Origin of the sequence: Legionella drozanskii LLAP-1, from assembly GCF_001467585.1 — a bacterium.
Classification (GTDB): Bacteria; Pseudomonadota; Gammaproteobacteria; order Legionellales; family Legionellaceae; genus Tatlockia; species Tatlockia drozanskii.
Genome location: NZ_LNXY01000031.1, coordinates 199,234 through 225,466, shown reverse-complemented (window position 1 = coordinate 225,466; position 26,233 = coordinate 199,234). Strand labels below are relative to the sequence as shown.

Below are 26,233 nucleotides of genomic sequence, written 5' to 3'. Positions count from 1 at the left end.
ATTATTCAAGGATTTGGAATTAGGAAGAGCTATGTCTCTGCCATCGAAGGCACTCTATATTAGTCAGTTACAATACCTCGAAGGGCAAGTAGTTACCCCCTCAGGCCATGAAGTTAAAAAAGTTCGATTATTTGACGCTGATGGCCAAGAACAGATCGCGTATTTTAAGCCTATCGCCGATGATTACCCCCCTCTATTAGCTAAATACTCTGTCGCTGCGAGTGTTGCGCTGCGTCTTTCTTTAGGGGATAAAGCGGCCGAAGATCGACTCGTTTTTGATGAGACAGGAAAGAAAATCCTGGGAACAGTCTCTTTTGAATTACCTGGCTATAAACCCTTGTTAAGTGCGGGCAAAAATCTTCCCACTGATCCTAAGGAAAGAGAACTCGTTTGTCCTTCTAAGGAAACGCTTATTAAATACAATGTCGCTGAACTATTAGTCGCGGCATGGCGTTACAAATGTGACGATCGCCATCCCGATAATTTTAGTCTTTTCGGCTTACTAGATTGGGATATGATCCTCTACCACATTACTCACATAATGAAAGGTGGCCGATATATTGACGGTATTCTCAAACCCATACCTAAAAAGGGGATGCGTTTAAAAGCAGAGGAATTAGATACTTTTCCTAATGTGCTAAATAGAACCCATTGGCCAGCAAATACTATCCCTGGAAATTTTAATTATTATAAACATTATCAGGCGGCCGAGGCATTTCAAGCCTTAGCTGGTTCAATTGAATTCCAGGAGCAAATGTTTGAAGCTTTGTTAAAAGAATTACTTAGTTTTGATCCAGAAATGCTGCGTGTACGCCTTAAAGAATATCTAGGTGATTTACCTCTTGATTATAGTTCTCTTTCTTCAAAGCTTGATTATGAGCGAGAATATCCCCTCCTATTTAATAGCGAAACCGATAACAAATCGTTTGTTGATCATATGGTTAGAGTTTTTCAAAATGAATATGATGAATTTCGTTCGGAAGTGGTTTATTACCAGGGCTGTGAAGAAAACGAATATGGCATTCCGGTATCCGGATTTGCCAAGTTTTTACGTAATAAGCCTTCGGCGTATAAAAAAATACAGGAGTGGGCAGCTAACCAGAATCAAAAAATGGAAGCCAGGGCGCAAAAAATTAAAATACATGAAGATTTGAAACCCCAATCTTCACAACCCATTCTCAATGCTTATGATGTGGCTCCAGAAGGTCGCTATGACTTGGAGCGGATGAAAAAGAATTACCATAAATTTTGGCGAGATTCGCATGTTCCAATTTTGAGCTCAGTTATAGAAGAAGCGAAAATTCTAGCTAATAACTTGGCGAATGAGCTTAGAATGGTGCCCATTCCCATGCCTAAAAAAGCGCGCCTGGAGGGAGAAGATCAAGAAATAACTAAAGCTTGGATGCTCTTAGGAGAGCCTGAAGAAATTAATGAATCACAGCAAATTGATTGTCATCCAGAGCATAATTTGCTGCGAGCGCTGATTCGTTTCGAGCATTTTTTTGGACAGTTTCATATCCTGTTCACTGATTATAAAAACTTAGATCAAGAGGATTTGACTGTAGAAAAAAATAATATCTTCCTCGAAGAGATGATCAAGTTAGTGCAGAATTGTGAAAAAGAAATTGATTCAATTTTAGGCAATAAGGAACTGAATGTTTGGTCGGGTCAATTAACCAAATTTTTTGAGGACTTACAGTGTATTTATGGCGGACTAAATTTTCAGCGACATTTATCATTAGAAAAAGATCAATCGCTTAATGCAGAGGCGCTGCATGATTATCCTGCCTTATTAAAACGTAAGCATACTGAAGAAGAAGTAGTAATCTCTTGTTTAACAGCATTATTTAATTGGACATCAAAGCTTCCTGAAGGTCAATTTGATAAATATGTTAAAGAAATCATTGAGCAAGATTATGAGCCGAGTTTCTATAATGTGACTGCCAATCGTGGGCGTAAAAACCCAGTTTTAGATTTTTTGGAAGAATCAGTGAAGGAAAATGGTGCCGATCGTTTGGCAACGATTTTGAGTGTAAGTGGTCTTAAATCTAACTCATTAAACACACAGTTAATTGCCCATTTAATTCCAAAAATGCTTGCAGATACAGAGCAAATTGATGTGAATCTATTGAGTGTTCGCACCGCCTTTAATAAGGATGAGTTTGATAGCCTTTTTTATGTGCAAAAAGCAAGAGAATTTGTTTTAAATGATGAACGATTCGCTCATATTTATGCAAAAAGAAATATCTTTCTATTGCAGGATTATATGTATGAGTGGGTCGCTAAACTGTCTAAATCTGAATTCCAAGAATTGGTTTTAAAGACAGTATCCGCTTATGAAGGACCTTGGTGGCGGAATATCTTAACTAATCGTATTAGAGGTGAGACAGTTCGAGGCTATTTTGATGAAGCAAAAAATCCTGGTCTCAGTAACGAAAGAATTCTCGCCTTTATTTTTGCCGAAGGCGAAATGACTTCAACTTCTTTAAATCCACTATTATTTAAGACCATTTTGGATGCGATGAAAAAAGACATAAAGAAAAAAAGAGATGAGGAAAAAGAAAGTACTGATAAAGGGGATCTCAGAAGCCAAGAGGTTGGAAAAGAGCTTAATAAAAAAACAATGATAGAGCTAAAGCAAAACCTTGTTTTGCAGGCAGAAATTAGCGAAGCTTCTCTTTGTCCTCTTCTTAGATCGTTAGAACCCTATGCTAAAGAAAAATCCTATACTTTACCCGCTCTCAAAAAGGGAGAAGGAGAGATAGATTTAGATTTTGTATTCATAACTAACTCTGAGACAGAGCAGCCTGTACTCTGAAGAGTCAAAGGCATTCTCACTTAAAGAGAATGCTTCTTGGCTTGTGCTGATTTTACTAAAATTGCCAGTCTGCTATTCTTAAAATGACAACCCCAGTCTTTTCGCGGTATTATTCAGAATTAATTGAATTGTATTTGATTTTTATGCTAAATGACCTTTTAAAAACAATGCCTCAGTTTGTGGCACCAAAACATACTTTGACTCATATTGCTGGTTTAATGGCTGATGTAAAAATACCAATTATTAAAAATGGATTGATACATGCCTTTATCCAACAATACAGTGTCGATATGAGTGAGGCAATAAACGAGAATCCGAATGCCTATCGCTGTTTCAATGATTTTTTTATCCGTCACTTAAAACCAGAATGCAGACCCTTGGCTCAGGCCGATATTGTTTCACCTGTGGATGGATCAATCAGCGAGTTGGGTCCAATTGAAAAGGGTCAAATTTTACAAGCCAAAGGTCGTTATTACACGGTTGCTGAGTTATTAGCTTGTGAAGCAGGTTTAAGCGGGCAATTTACTCATGGGCGCTTTGCGACTTTATATCTTTCACCCAAAGACTACCATCGTGTCCATATGCCTATTGATGCAAAGTTGATAGAAATGATTTATGTCCCAGGTAAGTTATTTTCAGTGCAGCCCACTACTGCCCGAGTTGTACCTCATTTGTTTGCGCGCAATGAGCGCTTAGTCACTGTTTTTGAAACGAAACTGGGACTAATGGCCATGGTATTGGTGGGAGCAACTATCGTTGGCGCCATTGGTACGCGTTGGCAAGGTGATCTTAAACGGTCAAAACGAAAGCGATACTTTGATTTTGCTGAGCTCAACGAATCAGCTACCGCTGTCAAACAAGGCGAAGAAATGGGCTATTTTAAATTAGGCTCCACAGTGGTGCTTTTATTCGCGGATGGTAATCGTGTGCATTGGCTTGATCATTTACGTGCCGGGGATACGATTCGCTATGGCCAAGCTTTTGGAAAGATGGAGTAGTTGATATCGTTTTATATTTGAAAAATCAACCACTTCAGTCAGTTGACGGCGTCTTTGTTTTTAATTAAATATCATTTATATTTTGGCTTGTTAATTTTTTATATAAACAAACTAGGGAATGGATATGCGTAGTTTTTTTGAGAGAGGGCCACGTGTTGAGGGAAACTCTGACGACCTAACCGATCGAAGAGCTTATAGAGCTCTCCCTCAATCTGAGGATAGTTCGACCTCTGAAGCAGAGAGTTGCTGGAGTTTATTAAATCACAGTTTTTCTTTTTCAGATCTTGTCTGCTGCGTTTGCCTCGGTTTGGTCGGCGTTTTTGGAGTTGCAGGTCTTTTCTTAGGTTTTGCCATACCCTTTTATTTAATTGAATACATGAAGACTTTGAGTAGTGAAGAAATGGCTTTGTTTGGTCTTTTGCCGCCATTCTTAGGAATGTTTATTTGTATGGGCCTGGCTTTTTGTGTCTGGGGAAGAAGTATCGACTGGGCAAGAGGTTGGGAAGTAGGGGTTGCTCAGCGTCGTGGTGAAGGTATGCTAGCTGCGTGTCAAGAGTTTGTTTCGTCGTCCAATCCCTGCTTGCGACAACTCACGGCAAGGCTAGAGTCCTCTGCTCAGCTAACAGACACAACTGATGCTCAGCCACCAGAAAATTTAACTTTCTCAGTGTAAGCAAAAAGTCTAAACGGCTTGTTTGAAAAATGCAGTTGGTTGCTGGTTTTTCTTTAACTGGTTTGAATGCAGCAAGAGAACCTATAAAAAATGGTACCGAGAAGAGGACTCGAACCTCCACGGGGTTACCCCCACTAGCACCTGAAGCTAGCGTGTCTACCAATTCCACCACCTCGGCAATTGGTGGCTAAAATACTTAAGAATGCTCAAGCTGTCAATAATTATTCTGATGATCAGCTTTTTTTATATCAAGTTGCGGCAGTACCGTTCCTTGGTTGGTTATCCTCTTGAGGTATGTGAGCAGCTACTGTACCTTGCAGTTTAGTCAACTTGCTATGAGCCTCTTTTGCAGCCTCAGCTATATCCTTTTCTACTGGGCTGGCAAAAAATTGAGCACTAAAACTGCTTTTTGGAGGTGACACTGGAATCCTTAAAAACTGAGCTAGATCAGAAAGCGCAACCATTAAAGAATGAATGGTTTCCATTAAAAATGTCTCTACTGTATTAAGTTGGGATAATTGCATTAATTTTTCTTCTGTAAGCTCATCACAAATATTAGTTATACAAGAACTAATAAACTTCTCTTGGGTTGTTTCATCTCCAGTGTCTAAAGTCAGGTAGGCATCCAGTTGTTTTTTTAGAGCCTCTCCAATATTCTTAAGAATATTAATAGAAACCTCTGATCCTGATTGGGGTAATTTTTCTGCTGCAATTTTCATCATTTTACGAACTATACCTACTTCTTGAGATTCTGCTCGGGATTTTACCATTTCAAATTTTCCCGGTATTACTAGTTGGCGAGCATTAATTTCTTCATAAACTGTCTTCAGTTCGTCGTTATCTAAGGTATAGCAAACATTTAGTTTATCCCGAGATTCTTCGATTGGGTTCAGTGCGTCTAAACGCTTACTTAAATCTTCAACAGCGTTTAAGGCCATTTCCTTAGCAAGAGCTTGGGCTACATTGTCTTCTATTGAGGGATTCTTCGCCTTTATTTGAGCCAGGCTAAGCTCGGTTTGTGAATTTTTTAGTATTGTTAATTGGCTTTTAGCGGCATCCCAGGTCAATAAAAAATTTTGATTTACTTTAGTAATTTGGGTCTCAAAGCTTAATATATATTGATTTAATTTTTCTTTTTGATTCTCTGCTTTGAACCTAATTCGAGTTTCTGAAAGATTGGGAAAAGTTGCAACAATTTCGTTAACTTCTTTTTCGATTTGTACGAAGTCAAAAGGTATAGTCATATTTATTTTGGCAATAATGTCTTTATAGACTGATAGGCTAGTTTGTTGAGTTAGAACTTCTAGCTTTTTTAGCAATGAATAGATTTCTCTTTCTTCTGTATTTATTATCTGAAGTCTTTCTGTATTTGCTTCATCAATGAGCCTATTAAGAGTTCCCACTGTTTCATTCAGTGAAGCCTTCACTTCTTCTAACTGTTTATTAGCCAATTCTATGGCAGTAGTTTGTTGTTTGCGTCTTTCACTATCGTTTATTTGGGAAATAGCGTCTTTACTAGCTAGCCACTTAAGAGTTTTTTCTTTCTTGTCTGTAATTTCAACAAATTCGGTCAAAAGGCCATCGTATTTTTTTAGGCATTCCATAAACACTGAATTATTACTTAACTTTGTCCTTGTTAACTCTAGCTGATTTTTTAAAGCAATGTTTTCTGAAAATTCAGAGTCGACCATTGTTTCTGATGATTTACTCTCGATTTTGGAGTCTTCCTTTGTTTCAAATAGGGTTGTGATACTACTTTTAACTTTGGATCCTATTTCTTTCCCTACCTCTTTTATGACTTGAAAAGCGGAATCTTCTGGTTGTTTTGATGGTTCTTTTTTTATTTTAGAGGTTTGGGCTAGGACGTCTTCTAATATTGCTCGGGTTGTTGCAAATTGACTAAATGCAAGACGAATTTCATTTTGCAATTTATTCTCAGCGTCGTCCTTGTCATTGTCATTGTCGCTGTCGCTAGATCTTGTTAGTTCAGAAGCTTGTTGATGGGGATGCTCCTCTGATTCTTTGGTCTCATCTTCTTCAGCTAGATCTTTAAGTTGTTCATTGATTAGATTGGTAGCCGCAATGACTTTTTCCAGAGAGTCCTTAAGGGAATCATTTATTGCTTGCAATGCATCTGAGCCAAGATTTTCAGTTTTTAGTACCTCAAGTCTATTAACATGCTCTTTTAAATCTTTAATTATGTTTAGCTGAGCACTAATTAATGGATTGTCTAATGCTTTTCCTAAGGACATTTCTCTTGCTATGGCAAAGTTAAAGAGCCCTTTTAAATCCCCTAATCTGCGTTCAATTTTTCTATCGAGTTCATCCTTTTGTTCTCTTAATTCTGCAGGAGTTTTTCGCTGTTGCAATTCATCAATAGTTTTTTTACTTAGTTTAGGTTTTCCTAGTTCTTTGAGTGCTAGGTCATTAAGCTCGCTTAGTTGAAAGCTTTCTGCCCTTTGAATTTTAGCAAGTGTCTCACTGCTAATTCCCGCTCTTTCAAATTCTTGAATGGTTTCTAGACTCAGATTAGTATTTTGTAATTCGCTTAGCGTTTCTTGGCTAGCCCTACTTTTTTGATAGCTTAGTAGTCGCTCTTCATAGGATTGTTCAGTTTTCTTTTCCGCTTCTTGAAGGGCTATACTCTCATCACTAATCCCTAATTCGCGTAGCAATTCTTGGACAACCTGGGTTTCCTCAGAAGATTGTTCAATTTTCTCTTCCACAGAGGCATTTTTACGGCGTGCTTTCCGCTCTTCTGATTGCTGTTGTAATATTGTTTCACCAATATCGAAGTTTGATTTTAAACTCTCTAATTGTTTGCGAGCAATTAAGCTTAATTTAGACTGGTGTAATTCGCTGAGGGCTTTGGGGCTGACTGTAATTCCCTGCGATTTTAAAGCTTCTTCGTCGATTGTAGTGAGATCGTGAAGATCTTTCTTAAGAATACCCAATTTTTGAAATCTTTCTATTCTTGTCCATGCTAGCAATGCGATAAGGGCTTCTTCGCTGACGTTTATCTTTTCAAACTCACTAATAGCATTTCGGCTAAGCGTCCCTTTTTTTAATTCTTCGAGAGTTTGAACACTAATTCCTGCAACTTTAAATTCCTTTGTACTTTCATCGCTGAGAAAAGAGCTTAATCTTTTAAATTCGAGGCGTGTTTTTTCGCTAATACCCGCTTTATTAAATTCTTCACAGTATTTTTGAGGTAATTCGGAGAATTGTAGCAGTTCTTCCTGTGCTTCTTGACTGAGCTCTCTTGCATTCCGCTCAACAATTATCGGGAACCGTGATTTTTTTCTTTCTTTTTTGCCCCCTGGCTTTTCTTTAAACTCAGGAGGAGTGGGCCAAACGTCTAAATTCGGCGCATAATTTTGGTATTGTTTCAAAAGGCTGAGCATAGTAGATGAAGAAAGCGTTAAGTCTTCATTGTCGCCAAGGTCCTTTATCTGTTTTTTAAGTTGTTCTAGATAGGAGGCTTGCGATAAGCGCGAATTTATTTTTTCCGCTGTAAAATCGGTTATTTTAGTTTTTGTTTCACTGGCCAAAGAGGTCATTTTTGTGACTAAATTGCTAGTCCATCCTGTCCAGCCTGATTGACCTTTTCCTGTTGCAGAAGTTTGGCTGGGTTGAGCTGTTTTAGAAACACTGGTTTTTTCAGGTTCAGGAGCTGTGGTCGTTATACTCTGTTCAGTATTATCCGTTAAATGCTGAATCATGCTCTGAATTAGACTCAATTGTATGGTTCTTGTAGCTGAATAAAATTCTGATTGTATCTTTGTTAATTCGTCAAGCGCATCGATGGCGGTGGTTTTTGATACATATTCTGAGATATTTTCTAAGTATCTTTGAGCGCTGCTTCTATCTTCATTTTTATATAAAACCTGCTGGAATGACCTAATCGTTGAAGAAGCTTCATCTAATTCGTTTAGTAATTTGAGTCTTAATGCAATTGGATTGTCCATAAGATTAAACTTCGCCAAATCCTTTTCATCTTTAACTTCGGGTAGCTCTCCAATTAGCGCTTCAATAGTCTCTCTAAGCTCAATAATCTGAGCATTATTTTCAGCAGCTTCGGCTAGGACTTTAAGTTCTTTGAGGTTGATAAGCACTTTTTCTTTCATGATCACCACTCTTCTATAAAGAATTCCATTTTCGGCATTTTTCTCTTACTAATATAGTTTACAATGCCAAAGTTATGGAAATATTAAGCAGTACAATTATTGATCAGTTTCTTGCTTGAGAAGATGGAAAAAATTGTGTTAACTCCCTGTTATTAAATAAATTTCAAAATTAAATGTCAGTTGATGCGAATAACTGTAGTTTTTATACAAAAAAAATTGCAGAATTTCCCAAACTTCTCGCTTCTTTAGAACTATGTGTTTTTTAAAAACCCTTGAAAAATCAGTGGATTATTTTTTTTCCTTTTTGCCGCAAAAGCAGCCGGATTGTTTTAAAATTTCGGATACCTGTCTCATCGCCCACCGTGGTGCGCATAACAGCAAAAATCATATTATTGAAAATACGGATGCAGCCTTTGCTGCTGCACTGGATTTAGGATGTTGGGGCATTGAACTTGATCTTCGCGCAACCGCTGACGGGGTTTTAGTTGTTAATCATGATCCTACCTTAAAGCGGCTATGGGGAAAAAATGTTGCTATCAAAGACTTGAGTTTTAACCAGTTAAGACAATTGGTTCCCGAAATATTAACCTTGGCCGAGGTGGTGGTGCGGTATGGCAAACGTCTTCATTTATTTATAGAGTTGAAAGAACCCCTTGGTGCCGAAGAAAGTCTTTATCATGATTTAAAATTACTCACGCCTTGTGTCGATTATCATTTGCTTAGTCTCAGCGAGCCCATTTTTGCTTCTCTCAAGTCTTTTCTTCCAGAGAGTCTGCTATTAGTTGCTGTACATAATAATGTGAGCCAGTTCTTAAACCTTTGCCTACAAAAAAAATATGGCGGTGTTTTAGGCCATTATCTTTTATTTAATAACAACAAAATTGAACGTCTGAGATCAGCTAAAAAACGAGTTGGCGTTGGAATGATTGATTCAAAATTTAGCTTGTACAGAGAATTAAATCGGGGTGTGCAATGGATTTTTAGCAATAATGTCAGTTTACTCGCTCAATCGTTAGAAGAGTTGAAACCATTCAACTGATCGGTACCAACCAGGTTGACGCGGACGTTGTTGCATATAGGTCGGGCCGAAACCCAATCATGCAACAACGCCGCTGACGCGAAAGGCGTCAACACTTGATCTTAAGGGTTAACCATTTCCTCAGGTTTAACATACTCACTGAATTGCTCAGCAGTTAAAAAACCAAGTTTAATAGCTGCTTCTTGCAATGAAATATCTTCATGATGAGCTGTTTTAGCAATTTTAGCGGCTTTATCGTAGCCAATGTGCTGATTAAGTGCGGTAACTAACATGAGAGAATGATGCAAATAATAATCAATTACCGCGTGATTTGCTTCCAATCCTTCAACACAAAACTCTTGGAAAGAACGGCAGGTATCCGCCAAGAGATTTAAAGAATGTAAAACGTTAAAAATAATAACGGGCTTAAACACATTCAGCTCAAAATTTCCTTGGCTAGCAGCAAGAGCTACCGTTGTATCATTGCCAATGACTTGAGTGCAGACCATAGTCATGGCCTCGCATTGAGTCGGATTGACTTTGCCCGGCATGATAGATGAACCAGGTTCGTTTTCGGGTAGAATAAGTTCACCAATACCGCAACGAGGTCCCGAACCAAGCCAGCGAACATCGTTCGCTATTTTCATTAATGCACAAGCCAAGGTTTTAAAAGCGCTATGAGCCATAACTAAGGGCTCATGAGAGGCTAAGGCTGCAAATTTATTCGGAGCGGAACTAAAAGGAAGTTTGGTAATGCTAGCAATATGTGTTGCGGCTTTAACAGCGAACTGGGGATGAGTGTTTAATCCAGTACCTACGGCAGTACCCCCTAAAGCAAGTTCATACAATTCAGGCAATGTTTTTTCTATACGCTGAATACAGGCGTCTAATTGCGCAATATATCCGGAAAATTCTTGTCCTAAAGTCATTGGAACAGCATCTTGCAAATGAGTGCGGCCAATTTTTACAATGTCTTTGAACGCACTCATTTTTTGCGCTAGTGCGTCACGCAAATTACGCACCGCGGGAAGCAATTTATGATAAATAGCTATTGCTGCTGCGATGTGCATAGCGGTTGGGAAAGTGTCATTCGACGATTGTGACATATTGACATGATCATTAGGATGGATGGGTGCTTTAGAGCCCATTGTTCCTTTAGCCATTTCGATGGCTCGGTTAGAAATGACTTCATTGGCATTCATATTAGATTGAGTACCGCTTCCCGTTTGCCAAACATGTAAGGGAAAATGCTCGTCTAATCGACCTGAGCAAACTTCTTCTGCTGCTTTAACAATCAGCTCCGCTTTATCTTGTGGCAGCTTACCTAGCTCAAGGTTAGTCATTGCAGCGGCTTTCTTTAAAATACCGAAAGCATGAGTCACTTCGCGAGGCATAATATCGCGTCCGATATCAAAATGATGTAGAGACCGCTCGGTTTGCGCCCCCCAGTAGCGATCGGCAGGCACAGCAATTTCGCCCATGCTGTCAGTCTCAATACGTGTATTGCTCATGACGGTTAATCCCCTTAAAAATAAAAGCGCTAACATAGCATCAAGATTTTTTGCAGTACATACCCTTTAACTAAAACCTAGCATTTTGGAGAAGTTTGGGTATAGTAAAATGAGAATTTAACTTCAATTTTGTGAGTAGTGGTGAGAAAAATTCGTATTTATCAGGTGGGTCCTTTTGTTCTTGGCCAAACTATAGAACTTTCTCCAGAAGCAAGCCAGCATGTAGGTGTCGTTTTGCGTATGCAAGCCGGCGATAAAATTGTTTTATTCTGTGGTGATAATCGAGAATTTGATGCGACTTTGCTTAGCGTGAACAAAAAAAAAGTAAGCGTGAATATCGAGAAAGAACGAGAAGTGAACAGAGAGTCGTCACGCACAATTCATCTCGCTCAAGCGATGTCCAAGGGCGAGCGGATGGAATTTGTTATGCAAAAAGCGGTGGAATTGGGCGTCACAAGCATCAGCCCGCTGATTACTGAGCGCTCTGTGGTGAAATTGGATCAGGCGCGAATGGAAAAAAAGCGTATTCAATGGCAATCCATTGCTGTCGCTGCTTGCGAACAATCCGGACGCAATCAAGTCCCTACAGTAAATCCTGTAATGACACTCGCTGAGTATTTGCAGAAAAATGAGGGTCAGTTAAAATTTGTATTAGATCCAAAAGGCGCTAAATCCTGGCGAGATTATCAATTTGCTCAAGCTGAACTTAGCCTCCTGATTGGTCCTGAAGGAGGGTTTAGTCCAGAGGAACTCAAACAGATATTTGCTGCTAATTTTAACCCCTTATGTTTGGGACCGAGAGTATTACGTACCGAAACGGCAGCAATTACTGCTCTAAGCGTGTTGCAAGCTGTCTGTGGTGATCTATAATGTTTCTCAGATCACCTAATTTTAAATAACTGAGGTTTAATCCATGAGTGCTAATATAAAGACAGTCACTGATTCTAGTTTTGAACAGGATGTGTTGAATTCAGGCAAGCCGGTTTTGGTTGATTTTTGGGCTGAGTGGTGTGGTCCATGCCGTGCATTAACTCCAATTCTCGAAGAAGTGGCCGCAAACCATAGTGATAATATTGTTTTTGCCAAAATTAATATCGATGAAAATCCACAAACTCCTTCTAAATATGGCGTTATGAGTATCCCAACTCTTATTTTATTTAAGAATGGTCAGGTTGAGGCAGTGAAAATGGGTCTACTTTCAAAATCACAATTAAGTGCTTTTGTTGAGAGCAATGTATAATTATCACTCTCTTTTTTCTCTTTCTAGTTTATTTTTTAAGTTAGGAAGAGAAAAAAAGTCTGGATCTCATTAAAAAGCTATGCTAGGCTGTTATCTCAATGTGTAGCCACTTTCTCAGGTTGCCGTTTCAAGTTACCCAATTTATTTTTCAACTGAAATATTATCGAACACTAATCGTTGATGAGCAGTTGACCTGATAGGGTAATGAATCCGGAGAGTTTGAGAGATTGCCTGTGGACAGCGGCTTACCAACTGACCTTCAATTAAATTATCCCGGAAAACCCATTTCGTTTAACCAACCCATCAAGAGAGAAGTATGAATCTTAGTGAACTTAAGCAATTACCTATTGCCGAACTTGTCAACATCGCACAGGATATGGGGGCTGAAAATACTGCCCGCATGCGAAAGCAAGATATTCTTTTTGCCATTCTCAAGGCCCATTCACACAAGGGTGAAGACATTCTTGGCGGTGGTGTTTTAGAAGTATTAACAGACGGTTTCGGTTTTCTTCGCTCTGAAGATGGATCCTATCAGGCTGGTCCTGATGATATTTATGTTTCCCCAAGTCAAATTAGACGATTTGGTTTGCGTACCGGCGACACGATTACCGGTAAAATTCGACCACCGAAGGATAATGAGCGTTATTTTGCTTTATTAAAAGTGGATGAAATTAACTTTGACTCCCCTGAGAGCGCAAAGCGTAAGATTTTATTTGAAAACCTCACTCCATTGTTTGCCACTCAACGTCTGGTTATGGAACAAGGTAATGGCAGTACAGAAGATTTAACTGCTCGAGTCGTTGATCTCTGTGCTCCTTTTGGCCGTGGCCAGCGTGGTCTTATTGTTTCTCCGCCGAAGGCAGGAAAGACCTTAATGCTCCAAAATCTAGCTCATTCAATTGAGAGGAATTATCCAGAGTGTTATTTGATCGTGTTGCTGATTGATGAGCGTCCTGAAGAAGTGACTGAAATGCAGCGCTCTGTAAAAGGTGAGGTCGTGGCGAGTACTTTTGATGAGCCAGCGAATCGTCACGTACAAGTGGCTGAAATGGTTATTGAAAAAGCAAAACGATTAGTTGAGCACAAACGAGATGTAGTTGTTTTGCTCGATTCGATCACCCGTTTAGCACGAGCTTATAACACCGTCGTTCCATCTTCAGGTAAAGTACTGACTGGAGGTGTGGATGCAAATGCGTTACAAAGACCTAAGCGTCTTTATGGTGCTGCACGTAATATTGAAGAAGGTGGTAGCTTAACGATTATTGCGACGGCACTTGTTGACACTGGTTCTAAAATGGACGAGGTCATTTACGAAGAATTTAAGGGAACCGGTAACATGGAAATCCACTTAAGTCGTAATATTTCTGAACGCCGTGTCTTCCCTGCCATTAATATCAACCGCTCTGGTACCCGTCGTGAAGACTTACTACTATCTCCAGAAGAATTGCACCGTACTTGGATACTTCGCAAAATACTACAATCTATGGATGAATGCGATGCGATTGAATTTTTGCTGGAACGGATGAAAAATCATAAGACCAATACTGAGTTTTTTGAGGCAATGAAGCGCCAAGAGTAGAGATAACTATCGCAAGCGAACCTCCTCCCGCGGCTTTAACCGCGGGCTACCATGAAGAGGAAGCCTCCGCTTCGTCATTGCGAACGAAGTGAAGCAACCGAGGCGGTTCGAAGCAAGGTATCAATTCAAGTTGGTTAATTCTTTATTAACTCCGAACCCCCAGGGTTGCTTTGTCGCTACGCTTCTTGCAATGACGACACTGATGAACAATGCCGACCATGCCCAGCGATTCGTCTGATTGCAGGCGGAAAGTTAGATTAGATCAAACCAGACTAACGGCTTTATTTTGTTAAACTGTCGCCTGTGTCATAATCCATGCAACTAAATTTCTTAAATTTTTCTCATGAAATATGCTGACTTACGCGATTTTATCGCGCAACTTGAAACTCGCGGCTTACTAAAACGAATTAACTTTCCAGTTTCCCCTTATCTCGAAATGACCACTGTTAGTGATCGGGTCTTGCGTGCAAGTGGACCTGCCTTACTTTTTACGAATCCTAAAAACAGCACCATGCCTGTGCTAACTAATTTATTTGGAACCGTAGAACGAGTAGCACTGGGAATGGGCGAGGATACTGTTGCCGCCTTGCGTGAAGTGGGAAAGCTGTTGGCGGCTTTAAAAGAACCAGAGCCACCGAAAGGATTTAAGGATGCTTTTGCAAAATTACCTTTGCTGAAGCAAGCGCTAAATATGGCACCCAAATATGTTAGCGATGCGGCTTGTCAAAAATATGTTTGGGAAAAAGATGAGGTTGATTTAACACGTCTACCTATTCAAACTTGCTGGCCAGGTGATGTGGCGCCGCTTATTACCTGGGGATTGGTGACGACTAAAGGACCTCATCAAGCTCGTGAAAATATGGGAATATACCGGCAACAATTGCTGAGCAAGAATAAATTAATCATGCGATGGCTATCTCACCGCGGAGGTGCTTTAGACTATCAAGCTTGGCAAAAGGAATACCCGGGCGAGCGTTTTCCTTTGGCAGTAACTTTAGGAGCCGATCCAGCGACTTTACTCGCGGCAGTCACTCCTGTTCCCGATAGTTTGTCGGAGTATGCTTTTGCTGGTTTATTGCGTGGGCAACGTACCCAGCTTACTCGTTGCCTTGGTAATGATTTGCATGTGCCAGCAAGTGCTGAAATCATTCTTGAGGGCTATATCGAGCCTGGGGAAGAAGCTGCAGAAGGCCCTTTTGGTGATCACACAGGATACTATAATGAAGTACAAACTTTTCCGGTATTTACTGTTGAGCGCCTGACCCATCGCGAACAGCCTATTTATCACAGTACTTATACTGGACGTCCACCTGATGAACCTGCAATTTTAGGGTTAGCACTGAATGAGGTATTTATACCTTTGCTGCAAAAACAGTTTCCAGAAATTGTTGATTTTTATTTACCGCCGGAAGGTTGTTCTTATCGTTTAGCAGTTGTCACCATGAAGAAACAGTATCCTGGGCATGCAAAACGGGTCATGATGGCGGTTTGGTCATTTCTAAGACAATTTATGTATACTAAATTTGTTATCGTTTGTGATGATGATATCGATGCGCGTAACTGGCAAGATGTGATTTGGGCCATTACTACAAGGATGGACCCTCAGCGTGATACGGTGATGGTAGACAATACACCAATTGACTATCTTGATTTTGCATCACCTGTTTCAGGCCTAGGCTCAAAAATGGGAATGGACGCGACTTCAAAATGGCCGGGTGAAACGCAAAGAGAATGGGGGCAAGCGATTACGATGAATGAAGAAATTGTGCAACGAGTTGATAATTATTGGTCGGAACTTGGATTGGATATATGAAGAATAAATCAATTCGTGCAAAAGTAGAGAGTATTACTCCGCTTACAGATAGTATTTTGCAGCTTATTTTGACGCCAGAAACCTATATCGACTATCGGGCCGGACAATATTTAGAAATTCTGTCAGCAGGTGAGCCCTACTGTTATTCCATAGCCAATGCTCCTTTAGGTTCACATAAGTATGAATTACATATCCGTCACAGCTTGGATAATCCTTACAATCAACAATTACTTAATGAAATCAAACAGAAAGGCGAATTAAGACTCCATTTGCCACTTGGTGATTGTTATCTGGATAAGCTACAGGCAGATAAACCCATCTTATTTATTGCTGGCGGCACTGGGTTTGCACCGATTAAGGCTATGATTGAACAATTATTAGCCTCGAGTGATCGTCGAACTTTTGAATTATTTTGGAGCGCACGCGCTCAAAACGATTTGTATATGAATGAAAAAGTGAGCCAATGGCAATCGCATGTCGCTCAATTTAAATATTTTTCGTTATTATCAAATAGCTCCAAAGATACCTTGGCTTCTATTATCCTCGGTCAGCATCCTGTTGATCTGAAGGACTGGCAGTTTGTCATTGGCGGCCCTTTTGATATGGTGTATGCCACAAGAGATATTTTGATTGCCAAGGGCGTGTCATCTGAGCAATTATTTTCAGATGCGTTTAGTTTTGAGGTAAAGGGGATTAAGTGATGGAAACTTTGTATCAAATACTCGGGCTCATTGGAGCAGGACTTATTGTTTGGATTTTATACCGAATGATAAAAGGCCGACCCGAGCAATTTAGTCGGGAAAATCTTAGTAAAAGCTTTTCTACAATGGGTTTTCTAGCGCTCATTTTAATTGCTTTCATCGCTTTATTGGTATTTATGCTTCGGCATTTGTAAATTTTTAGCGAATCCTCCGTGCTTGCGCGGGGGCCAAGAATTGTCAAGCCTATAGCAACATCATTTCTAATGACGGCTCGTTATAGCATGATAACCACCTTGGCATTCATTAAGGTATTGCTTAATCTGCGGATTATCAATCGTTAACTCACTTGGGTCGCTTCTTAAAAAACATTCTTCGACATAAGTCATTTGACTGCTGCCATCAACGAGTAAGCGATACCAGGGATTGCGAGTTGCAAATTCGCGTTTATAAGCTTGAGGATTGTACCGACCAGATGCTTGAAAAAGGGGGTCAACGTCGATAATAACGGCGCGATAACCTAATTTTAAATGGATTACACGCTCCCCCACATTAAACTTAGCTGTATCTTTCATCATGCCTCCTGGTTGAACCAGTTAATTATCCTGATCTTCTGGAGAACTTGCTTTACCTCTCTAATATCGGTTAGCCTCGATAAATCTTGAATAGGATTCCAGACGATGATCAATAGGGATATCTTGCATTATAAGTATCGATTTATAAGCGTAATTTTGCTTCTTGGCTATGCCTTCATTCATACCCAACTCTCTGGAATCTATAGCGAAACTACCTTAGAACAACTCATGAATTTTTCTGCGCAGTTGCCCTATGAACAGCGCATATTAGTCCCAGCTCTAGCTAATGTACTGTCTCGGGTTTTTCCGCTTGCGGTGGATAAACTATTTTTTTTACTGGAATGGTTATTTATTAGTTTATTTTATTTCAGCTTATTCCAATTACTGAAACTAGAATTTAATCAAAGACAAGCACAATTATTATCTTGGCTCTGTATTTTGCTCTTGCCTTTAATGACAGTGATTAATTATCGTTTTAAAGTATATGGAAGTGCCCCTTTTTTCTACCCCTCCGATACCGCTGCCCTTTTTTTTATGACTCTAGGTTTCTTACTATGCCTTCGAGCAAAATGGGTTTATTTTATTCCGTGGGTGTTTATTTCTACAGTAAATCGGGAGAGCAGCATTCTATTGGTATTACTCATTCCGGCACTGTATTGGCATAAAATTCATAGGGTTATAAAACCACTTTTTTTTGCCCTATTATCCTATGTATTAGCACGTTTATTGATTCTTACTCTATTGCACAAGGTCCCAGGCCAATTAATGGATTGGTATTTTCGTTCCTCTACTCATACTTATTTTGAAGTGAATTGGCTTTGGTTATTAGAAGGGCAAAATATCTTGTTACTTGTTTTTGGTCTTGTTGGTTTACCGTTATTTTGGTTTGCTTTTTTTGATTACATTCCCTTGCAGTTTAGGCCTTTACGCTATCTTACTCTCTTTTATTTTTTGGCTTTATCATTGATTGGGAATTTTATGGAGCCGCGAATTTTTAGTGAAATCGTTGTGTTACTCTATTTACCTGTTTGTCTAGCGATAAAAAATTGGTTAATGAAGCAATCGCCAATTTTCCCTTCTAAACTCGGAATAGCTTATTATATTGACCGATATGCAGTTCTAGGATTGTTATTTTTAGTTATTGTATTCCGCCAATGTCTAAATCATTGGGTCATTTGGTTAGCAAACCAATCGTGGTTACAACGATAGTCTTAATAAATGGCTTAAGTCTTAGGAGTGAGATAGAGCATAGTATGCTCCGCATTTACACTGGATACCTTGTAAACCTGAGTTAATTTCTCTGCATCGATGGCTAAGAAAGGGCTACTTTCCCCTAAACCTAGGAAAACACAGTCAAGTTGCCCCTTGAATAATTCTCTTTTGAAATGCTCTTCATCCGATTTGAGTAAGGTTTCTACTATACCAGGGCCATTAATTGGTGAAGCTAATCCACTTTCTGCATAATAAATACTTTGTCGTTTGGCCAGAATAAGGCACTCCTGTTTTGATTCTGCATGTTGCTTAATGAAAGCAAGTTCACCCACAATGTAGGGGAAATAAACGTCATGTCGTGTTTTAAAAACATATTGCATTTCACGAAACATATTCGGTACATGAGCAATAAAATTAGCGTTACAGAGGAGTAAAAAACTAACTGCGGCAATGGGTATAACCATTTGCGTGAATGCTAAGGTTTTTTCACGAATCCTTTTAATCGTACAATCCGTAGCAATGAGCATTACCATTAATGCGGGCCAGCACACGGTGATTAAATTGGTTACATGAGCTCTGCCTTCGTAGTAAATAAAAAGTCCAACACCGAGCAGGCTTAGATATAAAATGAGATCTACTCGAATACTATCTTTCTTATTTTGGAACCAGGCAGTCAATGAAATAATTATTCCCAGTAAATAAATCCCTAAAACGGACATCCAAGGATGAATTTGATTAGGAAGTGGTAACATGGCAAAACCTAAGCCATAAAAAAGCTTTTGATATTCAAATTGGCGATGCAGCTGTAGGGGCTGATGCGATTTAAGCCACATGCCCCCCAGTAGGACAGAAATAACTGCCGCAGTAATTAGAAGATGTAAACTTATTGCAATAAGGTATTTTTTAAGATGAAACAGCCTGTTAGATTTATCGCTAGTACATAAAATAATGCATCGAGCGCTAAGATAAGCCGCAAAAGACAAGAAAATAAATAAGCCTGTATCCATGATCCAAAATGCGCCAATAGCACTCACCAGTGAAACTGTCGCAGCTCGTAACAATGTTTTTTTGCGAGCAAAATAATAAAATACAAGCACAGAAAAAGCCGGCCAAAAAAAACGAATGGGCCAATACTGAAAATATTGGTCATGCGAACCTGTGAAATAAATGGTTGTACCAAAGGTTAAGGTCAGTAGGCTTATCCCGCCCAGTATTAATAAAAGTGGGTTTTTAACCAATTTAAAGAGAACAAAAAATAAACCAAGGAGAGAAATTATCTGCAAAGTCGCAAAAAACAAGCTTAGATTTAAAACAGTTGCCCCGACCCATTTAAAAAGGGGGGCGATTAATTCGGGAAACAGACCATATTGGGAAGGTAAGTCAACTAATAGGGTTTTTCCTGCAACAACTTGGCTCAGAGCATAAAAGGCTGCATCTGCATGATTTGTCCAGGCTGGATCATAGGATACGGAGTTAATGCTTGCTATTCGCCAAGATAATAATTGGAGCAGCATAGCAAGAATAAAAATAACCCAGGTCACAGAGGCTGTTGTTTTCGGGGCAAGATCTAGGGGTTGAAAATTCCCTATACTAAAGCACCAAAGGGTCGCTAAGCTTAAACAAATAAAAAGTAAAGCAGTGGGATGAAGCATGAAAAAAACTTTGCCAAAAATAATCATCTTTAAAAAATCCGATTTATAGATGGGCAAAAATAAAAAAGCTGCTACTAATAATGGAAGAGCAATTGAAGCGTATTTCGAATAAACCATTTTGTCGAAACCAGATTGATATCTAGTTGCAAATAAAATAAGAATTGGAAGAATTACAGCCACAATCAGAAAAGTATTGCGCTCTGTTGCTTTTGGGTAGACTAAGAGCTGAGCCCCTTGAGTAAATAAATTGAGAGCGGCTGATGATTGTGATGTGAAATGTCCTAGCAAATAGACTAAAGAGAAGCTAGACAATATTGCAATACCTAGCATAAGGAGAAATATAGTTTCCGTTCTTAATGCAATTTGCTGGTGACTTGCTTTCAATTTCATTCCTTATGATTCAGTTAAGATCAAAGTGTTGCTCCTTGTTGACTTAGGCCATGGTTTATCGCGCTGAGATGGCAATCCACTATTTGGGCGACAATTTACCCATGGATTTTCGCTTTGCGAGGCTATGTTTGATTGGGTTTAAACATAAATGGCCAGTCGACTTCATTTTATAATGGATTGGAACCACACTTTATAGGGTTGAGCTAACCACCATTTTAATGGCACAGATCCATTATATTTTTTCACAATTTGCATCGCCTCTTTATAATGTAAACGGCGATTATTTTTTGTTTTTGTCTGGTCATGCTCGCGATTAACAGCGACAAATTCATCCAAGAATTGCAGTGGACCAAATGTTTTAAATAAGCGCCACCATAAGTCATAATCCATTGCCATATGTAAGCTTTCATTGAGCCCGCCTATCGCCTCCCAGGCAGAGCGTCTCATAAGGGTGGCAGGTTGTGCAATAATACAGCGTAAAGCAAGACGTCGAGCATTAAATGATTCTACCCAAACCGCGTGAGAGCTTTGATCCTTTTCAAGGAAATTCCATGCTTTTCCATATGCGGCTGGCGCTGCGGGAAAATTGTTCAAGACTTCTAATAAGTTCACTAAACTACCTGGCAAGAACCAATCATCACTATTTAGCCAACATACAAAATCAGCCTTGCCCTTGGCGATTCCTTCGTTTATGGCTGCTGATTGCCCTTGATCCGGATGACTGCGCCATCCCGCTAGGCGACTTTCCCATTTACGAATGACTTCAACGGAATTATCCGTAGAACCACCATCCAAGACATACACTTCAACGGGAACTTCCTGCATAAAAATCGAAGAGAGTGCTTTATCTAAAAAACGCCCTTGATTATAGGAGGGAACAGCAATGGTGATTTGTGGTTGATCAGGCATAGGTATTTTGTTCAGCTTTTAAAAAATCTTTATAGGTTTTGGTGATGCCGGTACGCAAATCAGTTTTGGCTTTCCAGCCAAGATTTTTCATTTTTTCAACATTTAATAGTTTACGCGGAGTACCGTTAGGTTTAGTTTCGTCAAAAACAATTTCACCTGTAAAACCAACCACATCCATAACGATTTCAGCTAATTCACGAATGCTGATGTCTATCCCCGTGCCAACATTAAATAGACCGTCGGATGTTTTTTCTTCCATTAGAAACACACAGGCATCGGCCATGTCTTCCACGTAAAGGAATTCACGCATGGGTGTACCTGAGCCCCATACACTCAGTTGCTTGTCACCACGGATTTTTGCTTCATGTGATTTACGGATAAGCGCAGGTAATACATGACTATTATTTAAATCATAATTGTCATTCGGTCCATAGAGGTTAGTCGGCATTACACTAACGTACTGTGTGCCATACTGGAGATTATAATTTTCACACAATTTTATGCCCGCAATTTTAGCAATGGCATAGGGCTCATTGGTATATTCTAGCGAACCTGTTAGTAAATATTCTTCTTTGATAGGTTGAGAGCAATTTCTTGGGTAAATACAACTTGAGCCGAGAAATAGTAATCGTTGCACGCCCGCTTTCCAAGCTGCCTGAATGATATTGGTTTGAATCATCAAGTTTTGATAGATAAACTCGGCTCGATAAGTATTATTCGCATGAATACCGCCTACCTTAGCAGCCGCTAGAAAAATATAATCTGGCTTTTCCCGAGCGAGAAAATCAATCACATCAGCTTGATTGCTTAAATCTAACTCGGCATGAGTGCGTACTAATAAGTTAGTATAGCCGGCTTCTTCCAGTCTTCTTACAATGGCAGAGCCCACCATGCCTCGATGGCCGGCAATATATATTTTAGGGGTATTCACTTGCGGCTCCTTATTCGTGGTAATCATAGGCCGCAAATCCGTGACGTTTTACTAACTCATCGCGGTTGGCAGCGTTTAGATCTCCACGCATCATTTCAGCAACTAAAGATTGGAAGCTCGTTGTTGGCACCCATCCAAGCTTTTCTCTCGCTTTAGTTGCATCACCTAGCAAGGTGGCTACTTCTGCGGGTCTAAAGTAACGAGGATCTACTCGTACGATCACTTTGCCATTTTGGTCGATACCAATTTCATCTACTCCTGTACCTTCCCAAGTAATTTTAAGATCAATTTCGGCAGCAGCGGTCTCAAGAAATTCACGTACACTGTATTGCTCGCCTGTAGCAATTACAAAATCTTCAGCTTCGTCTTGCTGTAACATTAGCCATTGCATTTCGACATAGTCGCGAGCATGTCCCCAATCTCTTAAAGCGTCGAGATTACCGAGGTAAACGCAGTCTTGTAGCCCTAATTTAATCCGTGCTAAAGCACGAGTAATTTTACGAGTAACAAAGGTTTCTCCACGAAGGGGGCTTTCATGATTGAATAAAATACCGTTACAAGCATAAATACCATAAGCTTCGCGATAATTAACCGTAATCCAATAGGCATATAATTTAGCGACGGCATAAGGACTACGAGGATAGAAGGGCGTGGTTTCCTTTTGAGGAGTTTCTCGTACCAAACCATAAAGTTCAGAGGTAGACGCTTGATAAAAACGTGTTTTTTTCTCAAGTCCAAGCAATCTGATTGCTTCTAAAATACGTAAGGTTCCGATGCCATCTGCGTTTGCAGTATATTCTGGTGTTTCAAAACTAACCGCGACATGGCTCATGGCCGCCAGATTATAAATTTCATCAGGCTGTACTTCTTGAATAATACGGATGAGATTTGTGGAGTCTGTTAAATCGCCATGATGTAAGATGAAATTACGGTTAGTGGTATGTGGATCTTGATAAAGGTGATCAATGCGATCAGTATTAAATAAAGATGCGCGGCGCTTAATACCATGTACAATATAATTCTTCTCAAGTAATAGCTCGGCGAGATAAGTACCATCTTGTCCTGTAACGCCTAAAATTAACGCTTTTTTCATTTTTTTCCTTTGAATCATATCAAGTTCAGGGAATTATACCCCAGCTACTTCGAAATGCCAGGTTTTCGAAGTAGCTGGGATATGCATACTTTTCTCGGAACTACAGAGCTCTTTTAAATCCGAGATCTATTAAATTCGCCCGTATATATCTTGGAAGCGTATTATATCATCTTCACCAAGATACTCGCCGCTTTGTACTTCAATCATGACTAAATCAAGCACGCCTGGATTTTCCAGGCGATGTTTATGTCCAGCAGGAATGTAAGTGGATTCGTTAGTATTCACGAAGAAAGTTTCGTCTCCGTTAACTACCTTGGCCATTCCGCTTACTATAATCCAATGTTCGCTGCGATGATGATGCATCTGTAGGCTTAAACTTGCTCCGGGCTTTACTTTAATCCGTTTTATTTTGAAGCGAGTACTTTCTTCTAAAACGGTATAACTTCCCCAGGGACGATGGACTGTGCGATGGAGTTTCTGTGCATCATGCCCTTGGTTTTTTAACTGCGTATAGATTTGTTCGATATCTTTAACATGAGATTTATTGGCTACCAGTAAAGCGTCTGGAGTATCGATAATAATAAGATCCTTAACTCCCACCGCGCCAACGAGACGACTATCACTTTGGATATAGCAATTGGCTACATCATGCAAGAAGGCTTCAGCCTCAATGCGGTTGCCATTAGCATCCGCTTCGATAAGTTCGCCGAAAGAGTCCCATGAACCCACAGCAGTCCAACGAAGGTTACAAGGTACAACAGCCGCTTGAGCAGAATTTCCCATAATTACATCTTCTATATCTTTTTCAGGAACATTAAAAAAACTATTGGCTTCAAGCTCCAGACGGGCAAAATCTTTTCCTTCGATGGTTTGCGATTGGTCTATACACGCTTTAACCGGTGATAAAATATCTGGGCAGTATTTTTCCATGGATTGTAAAATTGTTCCAGCTTTAAATAGGTATATGCCAGAATTCCAGAGAAAACGGTTTGTTTTAAGTGATTCTTGAGCTTGTTCAGAGGTCGGTTTTTTGATAAAACCAAGGACCTTATTATCGTCTACTTCAATATAACCATGATGGGTGTTTTCATCATCAGGCTTAATTCCCAGAACAACCAATTTGCCCTCTGATGCAGGAATAATAGCATCCGAAATTGCTTGCTGGAAATCATCTTGATCATTAATTAAGTGATCTGCACCTAATATCAACATCAAAGCGTCTTCACCATAAGTTTTTGTGAGTTGCAATGAAGCGGCAGCAATGGCGGCTGCTGTATTGCGTCTAAAAGGTTCCAAAATAAAAGAAGTAGAAATTTTTGTTTCATTAACTTCGCGGAATTCATCTTCAATTTTGAAGAAAAGTTCTCGATTTGTTACAGTTAAAATTTCTTTGATGTTGGGTAGCGCTGTGCCTCGCAGGAATGCTTTTTGTAACAGGCTGTATCCATCGTCTAAACGGATAAAAGGTTTAGGGTGTAATTCGCGCGAAACAGGCCAAAGACGCGACCCTTCTCCACCGCATAGAATTGTAGGAATTAAATACATAAACTCTCCCTAGTCTCTATTTTCTAGTTATCAATGCGTACTGCCAAATATTGATGATAAGGTTTGAATTTCCTAAGTGTTGCATATTAGCACTTTGTTGTAGATAAGCGAATTTTTTTACAGTTTTTATAGTCGTCTTTGCCTTACGAACTGCTCAAAAGGGATAAAAATAAAGAACTAACAAAAATTGCATTTACTACCTTAGTTATCGTACTATCCGAACCTATAAAAATTGAATGGGCTCTTTTTATCACTCAATTAAGAGTAAGTAAATAGGAATTTGGTTTCTTTATCAGAAGATGGAGTTCTAATGAGGAGTTTGCTGGCTTTTGAGCAGTCACTTATTAATAAAAGAATATTAATTACAGGGCACACCGGTTTTACGGGGAGCTGGACTTGCCTCTGGTTACAATCCATTGGAGCAACCATTGCAGGCTATTCTTTACCTCCAAACACAAATCCCTCTTTATTTGATGCCTTAAGCTTAAAAGATTCTGTTCAGACCACTTTCGGCGATATTTGTGATTATCCCAATTTTCTGGCCACAGTTGAGAATTTTCAACCGGAACTTATTCTGCATTTAGCTGCTCAGCCGCTAGTGCGACGCTCCTATCACGAACCAGTTCGTACCTTTGCGGTCAATTCTCAAGGGACTGTGCATGTACTTGAAGCAGCTCGCTTAGTGAAAAGCGTGCGCGCCGTTTTGTGTATAACCACTGATAAGGTTTATAAAAATAAAGAATGGTTATGGCCATATCGCGAAGAAGATCCTCTGGGAGGGAAAGATCCCTACAGTGCTTCTAAAGCCGCTGCTGAAATGGTTATTCAAAGTTATGCTGCCTCTTATCCCTGGAGTGAAAACAAAGGACCAGCCATCGCTACAGCGAGAGGTGGGAATATCATTGGTGGAGGTGATTGGTCAGAAGATCGATTAATACCAGATTTTGTGCGAGCTATCCTCGAAAATCAAACCTTAACTTTAAGGTATCCGAATGCAACTCGGCCTTGGCAGCATGTTCTTGCACTGGTACATGGTTATTTAATGTTATTGGCAGGATTGGTATCTGAAGATCCAACGACGTATGCCCGTGCTTGGAATCTAGGACCACAGGATCCCCAATCTTATTCAGTGCGTGATGTGCTTGAGCTAATGAGCCAATATTGGCAACGCCCAGAATTGACTTATATGCAAAATCCTTTCCCTGAAGCCAACGCACTTGCGCTTGATAGCTCAGTCGCCAGGGCTCTACTCAAATGGCAACCTGTTTGGGACACTCAGCGTATTATCGCAGAAACCGCATCCTGGTATCGAGATTATTACGCTAACCCAACGGCTGTAAAAGAGTTAACCTTAAATCAGATCGACGCTTGGCGCTCTGGGATTCAGATTTAAATGTAGATTGGGCCTTAGCCTAATCTAACTGGCCAAATCTTCCTTTGACCAGCGTTGT

Annotated in this window: 20 protein-coding genes and 1 tRNA gene; 12 read left to right on the top strand and 9 right to left on the bottom strand. The window is 39.8% G+C overall.

The genetic code is table 11. The annotated features are described in order from the left end of the window. Positions 1–31 precede the first annotated feature (31 nt). The 3 genes from Ldro_RS14440 (at position 32) to Ldro_RS14430 (ending at position 4,489) form a co-directional block, all read left to right on the top strand. On the top strand, positions 32–2,818 hold the full coding sequence (locus Ldro_RS14440) for a hypothetical protein (protein ID WP_058497127.1): 2,787 nt from the start codon (positions 32–34) through the stop codon (positions 2,816–2,818). A gap of 143 nt (positions 2,819–2,961) precedes the next feature. Next, on the top strand, positions 2,962–3,816 hold the full coding sequence (gene asd, locus Ldro_RS14435; protein WP_058497126.1) for an archaetidylserine decarboxylase: 855 nt from the start codon (positions 2,962–2,964) through the stop codon (positions 3,814–3,816). A gap of 124 nt (positions 3,817–3,940) precedes the next feature. After that, entirely contained in the window at positions 3,941–4,489 is a 549-nt protein-coding gene (locus Ldro_RS14430) for a hypothetical protein (protein WP_058497125.1), read from the top strand. A gap of 91 nt (positions 4,490–4,580) precedes the next feature. Here the strand turns inward: Ldro_RS14430 and Ldro_RS14425 are convergent. Next, positions 4,581–4,667: transfer RNA gene (locus Ldro_RS14425), tRNA-Leu, on the bottom strand. A 70-nt stretch (positions 4,668–4,737) separates the two neighbouring features. Then, a complete protein-coding gene (locus Ldro_RS14420; RefSeq protein ID WP_058497124.1) occupies positions 4,738–8,616 on the bottom strand; it encodes a coiled-coil domain-containing protein in 3,879 nt (1,292 codons plus the stop codon). A gap of 253 nt (positions 8,617–8,869) precedes the next feature. Between Ldro_RS14420 and Ldro_RS14415 the strand changes: the two genes are divergently transcribed. Beyond that, positions 8,870–9,655, top strand: a complete 786-nt coding sequence (locus tag Ldro_RS14415) for a glycerophosphodiester phosphodiesterase (RefSeq protein ID WP_058497123.1) — start codon at positions 8,870–8,872, stop codon at positions 9,653–9,655. Positions 9,656–9,756: 101 nt separating this feature from the next. Here Ldro_RS14415 and fumC read toward each other — a convergent pair whose 3' ends face one another. Continuing rightward, positions 9,757–11,145 carry a class II fumarate hydratase gene (gene fumC, locus Ldro_RS14410; RefSeq protein WP_058497226.1) on the bottom strand — a complete coding sequence of 463 codons (1,389 nt, stop codon included), beginning with the start codon at positions 11,143–11,145 and terminating at the stop codon, positions 9,757–9,759. A gap of 141 nt (positions 11,146–11,286) precedes the next feature. On the opposite strand from fumC, the gene Ldro_RS14405 reads away from it, so the two are divergent. From Ldro_RS14405 to Ldro_RS14380, 6 genes are all read left to right on the top strand, one after another. Further along, positions 11,287–12,015 (top strand): 16S rRNA (uracil(1498)-N(3))-methyltransferase, encoded by a 729-nt coding sequence (locus Ldro_RS14405; RefSeq protein WP_058497122.1) that lies wholly within the window; start codon positions 11,287–11,289, stop codon positions 12,013–12,015. A gap of 43 nt (positions 12,016–12,058) precedes the next feature. Then, complete coding sequence (gene trxA / locus Ldro_RS14400) at positions 12,059–12,385, top strand: thioredoxin (protein ID WP_058497121.1); 327 nt, start codon at positions 12,059–12,061, stop codon at positions 12,383–12,385. Between the two features lie 316 nt (positions 12,386–12,701). Continuing rightward, the gene (gene rho / locus Ldro_RS14395; RefSeq protein ID WP_058497120.1) at positions 12,702–13,964 is read left to right on the top strand and encodes a transcription termination factor Rho; all 1,263 of its coding nucleotides are present in this window, start codon (positions 12,702–12,704) and stop codon (positions 13,962–13,964) included. Positions 13,965–14,307: 343 nt separating this feature from the next. Then, the gene (gene ubiD / locus Ldro_RS14390) at positions 14,308–15,777 is read left to right on the top strand and encodes a 4-hydroxy-3-polyprenylbenzoate decarboxylase (protein ID WP_058497119.1); all 1,470 of its coding nucleotides are present in this window, start codon (positions 14,308–14,310) and stop codon (positions 15,775–15,777) included. Beyond that, positions 15,774–16,478, top strand: coding sequence for an NAD(P)H-flavin reductase (locus tag Ldro_RS14385; protein ID WP_058497118.1), 705 nt, complete (start codon positions 15,774–15,776; stop codon positions 16,476–16,478). Before ubiD ends, Ldro_RS14385 begins: the two co-directional genes overlap by 4 nt. Beyond that, a complete protein-coding gene (locus Ldro_RS14380) occupies positions 16,478–16,672 on the top strand; it encodes a hypothetical protein (RefSeq protein ID WP_058497117.1) in 195 nt (64 codons plus the stop codon). Before Ldro_RS14385 ends, Ldro_RS14380 begins: the two co-directional genes overlap by 1 nt. Before the next feature lie 66 nt (positions 16,673–16,738). Here the strand turns inward: Ldro_RS14380 and hspQ are convergent, their stop codons facing one another. Next, the gene (gene hspQ / locus Ldro_RS14375; RefSeq protein WP_058497116.1) at positions 16,739–17,050 is read right to left on the bottom strand and encodes a heat shock protein HspQ; all 312 of its coding nucleotides are present in this window, start codon (positions 17,048–17,050) and stop codon (positions 16,739–16,741) included. A 105-nt stretch (positions 17,051–17,155) separates the two neighbouring features. On the opposite strand from hspQ, the gene Ldro_RS14370 reads away from it, so the two are divergent. Next, positions 17,156–18,259 carry a hypothetical protein gene (locus tag Ldro_RS14370; protein ID WP_238584029.1) on the top strand — a complete coding sequence of 368 codons (1,104 nt, stop codon included), beginning with the start codon at positions 17,156–17,158 and terminating at the stop codon, positions 18,257–18,259. A gap of 14 nt (positions 18,260–18,273) precedes the next feature. On the opposite strand, the gene Ldro_RS14365 is transcribed toward Ldro_RS14370, so the two are convergent. The 5 genes from Ldro_RS14365 to Ldro_RS14345 all read right to left on the bottom strand — a co-directional run bounded on the left by Ldro_RS14365 (position 18,274) and on the right by Ldro_RS14345 (position 24,782). Next, the gene (locus tag Ldro_RS14365; protein WP_131764286.1) at positions 18,274–20,298 is read right to left on the bottom strand and encodes a hypothetical protein; all 2,025 of its coding nucleotides are present in this window, start codon (positions 20,296–20,298) and stop codon (positions 18,274–18,276) included. Positions 20,299–20,466: 168 nt separating this feature from the next. Continuing rightward, complete coding sequence (locus Ldro_RS14360) at positions 20,467–21,213, bottom strand: glycosyltransferase family 2 protein (protein WP_058497114.1); 747 nt, start codon at positions 21,211–21,213, stop codon at positions 20,467–20,469. Then, positions 21,206–22,144, bottom strand: coding sequence for a GDP-L-fucose synthase (fcl, locus tag Ldro_RS14355; RefSeq protein WP_164480611.1), 939 nt, complete (start codon positions 22,142–22,144; stop codon positions 21,206–21,208). Before fcl ends, Ldro_RS14360 begins: the two co-directional genes overlap by 8 nt. A 10-nt stretch (positions 22,145–22,154) precedes the next feature. Beyond that, on the bottom strand, positions 22,155–23,237 hold the full coding sequence (gene gmd / locus Ldro_RS14350; RefSeq protein WP_058497112.1) for a GDP-mannose 4,6-dehydratase: 1,083 nt from the start codon (positions 23,235–23,237) through the stop codon (positions 22,155–22,157). A gap of 129 nt (positions 23,238–23,366) precedes the next feature. Then, positions 23,367–24,782 carry a mannose-1-phosphate guanylyltransferase/mannose-6-phosphate isomerase gene (locus tag Ldro_RS14345; protein WP_058497111.1) on the bottom strand — a complete coding sequence of 472 codons (1,416 nt, stop codon included), beginning with the start codon at positions 24,780–24,782 and terminating at the stop codon, positions 23,367–23,369. 310 nt (positions 24,783–25,092) lie between these two features. On the opposite strand from Ldro_RS14345, the gene rfbG reads away from it, so the two are divergent. Then, positions 25,093–26,175, top strand: coding sequence for a CDP-glucose 4,6-dehydratase (rfbG, locus tag Ldro_RS14340; protein WP_058497110.1), 1,083 nt, complete (start codon positions 25,093–25,095; stop codon positions 26,173–26,175). Positions 26,176–26,233 lie beyond the last annotated feature (58 nt).